At 62.2% G+C, this 2,865-nt stretch carries 2 protein-coding genes and 1 pseudogene; 2 read left to right on the forward strand and 1 reads right to left on the reverse strand.

Annotation, left to right across the window (positions count from 1 at the left end; translation table 11 throughout):
- Together BG35_RS13195 and BG35_RS0108555 are read left to right on the forward strand one after the other, a co-directional pair.
- Nucleotides 1-188: pseudogene (locus BG35_RS13195) on the forward strand (four-carbon acid sugar kinase family protein); the annotation flags it as partial.
- A gap of 2 nt (nucleotides 189-190) precedes the next feature.
- Entirely contained in the window at nucleotides 191-1,699 is a 1,509-nt protein-coding gene (locus BG35_RS0108555) for a protein adenylyltransferase SelO (protein WP_201768426.1), read from the forward strand.
- Here BG35_RS0108555 and BG35_RS11105 read toward each other — a convergent pair.
- The gene (locus BG35_RS11105; protein ID WP_373276980.1) at nucleotides 1,616-2,044 is read right to left on the reverse strand and encodes a DUF2062 domain-containing protein; all 429 of its coding nucleotides are present in this window, start codon (nucleotides 2,042-2,044) and stop codon (nucleotides 1,616-1,618) included. The genes BG35_RS0108555 and BG35_RS11105 overlap by 84 nt on opposite strands.
- Nucleotides 2,045-2,865 lie beyond the last annotated feature (821 nt).

Here is a 2,865-nt window from a genome sequence, read left to right on the forward strand (position 1 = left end):
TTGGCCTGGACCGGGTGACCTTGCGTGGTCAGGTGATGCCGGGCATCTCCCTGGTGCAACCGGCCGCGCCCCTGGCGCCCTCGGGACAGGCTGGCCTCCCCGTGATCTGCGTGCCGGGCAATATGGGGACGGACGAGACCCTGCTGGATCTTCACCGGCTCATGGAGCCAGAGCACCACCAACCATGACCATCAACCGGGCCAATCCCCTGCTGGCGCTCCCCTTTGAGCCTTCCCTGGAGCGCCTGGGCAGTGACTATTGGGACGTGGTGGAGGCCGCCCGCTTCCCGGAAACCCGTTTGCGCTTCCGCAACGACGCTTTGCTGGGGCAATTGGGCCTGGATCCGGCAGGGGTGAGTCGGGACCATCTGGAGGCCGCCTACGGTCGCTTCGAGGGACGCCAGCCCCTGTTGGCATTGCGGTATCACGGCTATCAATTCGGCGTCTACAATCCCCAGCTTGGGGACGGGCGCGGATTCCTCTATGGCCAGGTGCGGGATTGCCACGGCCGGCTCCAGGATCTGGGCGCCAAAGGATCCGGCCAGACCCCCTGGTCCCGTGGCGGGGATGGGCGCCTGACCCTCAAGGGAGGGGTGCGGGAGGTGCTTGCAGCGGAGGCCCTCCACCGCCTGGGGGTCACCACCAGCCGCACCATGAGCCTGATGGAGACGGGTGAGCAGCTTTACCGCGGGGATGAACCGTCCCCCACCCGCAGTTCGGTGATGGTGCGGCTGGCCCACACCCACTTGCGTTTCGGGAGCTGCGAGCGACTGCTCTATCTGCAACAGCCAGGCCAGCTTGCGCGGCTCCTTCACCATGTGCAGCGCATCTACTATCCCCACTTGGCGGAAGCGGATAACCCCCTGCTGGCCATGGTGGAGGAACTGGTGGAGCGGGTGGCCCATCTGGCCGCCCAGTGGATGGTGGCCGGCTTCACCCACGGCGTTCTTAACACGGACAACATGTCCCTGGCGGGGGAGAGCTTCGATTACGGTCCCTACGGGTTTCTGGCGGCCTGGGATCCCGGCTTCACGGCAGCCTATTTTGACCACACGGGGCTCTACGCCTATGGCCGTCAACCGGCCATCTGCCATCACAACTTGAAGCTGCTGCTCCAGCCTCTGGCCATGGCGCTGCCCCTGGAGGCCCTTGAGGCCGCCATGACGCCGTTCGGGTCCATCTATGAGGCCGCCTATCGCTCCGGCCTGCTCAGACGTCTCGGGCTGGTTCAGCCGTGGACCGCAACGGGGACCATGGATCCCCCTGCAGGGGATCTGGCGCCCCTGACGCTGCAATTGCTGGCAGCCTGGAAGATCGACTACGGGGATTTTTTCGCCGGCCTGAGGGATCAAGTCAGTAGCTCGGATCCAGAGGAACCCGATGCCTTGACGCCCTGGCGCGGGCATGGGCCGGAGCCCCCCCGGCAACCATGGCTGGCCTGGCGTGACTGCTGGTGGAGCCATTGGCATGGTCTCGATGGGGATGGGCGCCAGGCCGCACGCTGGGCCTTGCAGCGCTGGAACCTCACCAGAACTCCCACCCGTCCTGTGATTGAACAGGTCTGGCAAGCCATCAGCGACCATGACAATTGGCAGCCGTTCCACCAACTGGTGGATTCATGGCGCTGGACGGGTGCGGCGCAGCCAGAGCCAGCAAACCAGGCCGAGACTCACCCCCAGGGCCAGACCCACCAGGGTTGACCCCAACAGAACGCAGCGGGCCACCGTCCAGCCCAGGGACCACACGTCCTCCCAGGGAAACGACGATGCAGCGCCCCCATGGAGCCCGCTGATCCCGCCGGGATGCTCCCCCAGCAAGCGCCTGCCGATGGTGTAGTTGAACCAGTAGAGGGGCACGTAGGTGAACGGGTTGCTGATCCAGGTGCCGGCCGCCGCCAGGATGCGGTTTCCTCGCAACAACGAAGCCAGAAAAACGCCCAGCAGGGTCTGGAGGCCAAAGAAAGGAAAGCAGCCTGCAAAAATCCCTGCAGCCAGGCCGCGGCTGCGCTGGCCGGGGGATCCCTCCTGCAGCAGGAGCCATTGCATGCCCTGGCGCAGGCGCATGCCCATGGGCAGCCTGTGCCGGGGTTTCTTATGCTTCTGCTGGGAAAGGGGCAACAGTTGTGACAAGGGAAAGACGAAGGGAAGAACGATCCTGGACGATTCCCAGGGGAATCAGGAGTTCACGTAGGCGGCTCCTTGACGTTGGCGCCTGGGTTTGCCGGAGGAGTGCCCTTGGCGCTTCCACTCATACCTTATGGTCGTTGAGTGTGGCAGTTTTAACCAATGGGTCGATTGTCAGCCGAAATGAGTGCGAACAGTTTGACAGATGCCAAGGCAGATGCGCTCTCGGCTGGGGAGAGTCAATCCCATTGTTCTGGATTCTAATATGTCTATTGGTGTCTATCTGAGAGCAAAAGTCGAGGGACTTATGTACATGAGTGCCAAAGACAAGAAGGCAGGCCAAATCTGCCTTCTCAACCAAGCCTTACAGATCTTAACATGGACGTAGAATAAGGGAACCTCTGAATTGGCCTGCAAAAGCGTGCCATACAGGATTGCGCATGGCCATAGGCGGGCTACGCCAGTCAGCACTGGACGAAGCTGGCCAAAAACGGTCAGAGAACAGGCTCAATCCTTGAGCTTGTGTCTGATTGATCTTACCCAGACACAGGAATCCCATGGGACTCACACCACACCAGCCTCCCCACGCAGTACGTTGGCAAATCCAAGCAGCAGCGCCAGCCGATTCTCCTTCTCGCCAGGCCTCGGTAGCGAGTCTTAAGTATACCAAAACATCTGCTTCACATAGCAGAACAGGTATTCCACCTTGCCCCTCACACTGGACGTGCATGCTTCCATCAGTC

Source organism: Candidatus Synechococcus spongiarum SH4 (assembly GCF_000586015.1).
Classification (GTDB): domain Bacteria; phylum Cyanobacteriota; class Cyanobacteriia; order PCC-6307; family Cyanobiaceae; genus Synechococcus_B; species Synechococcus_B spongiarum_F.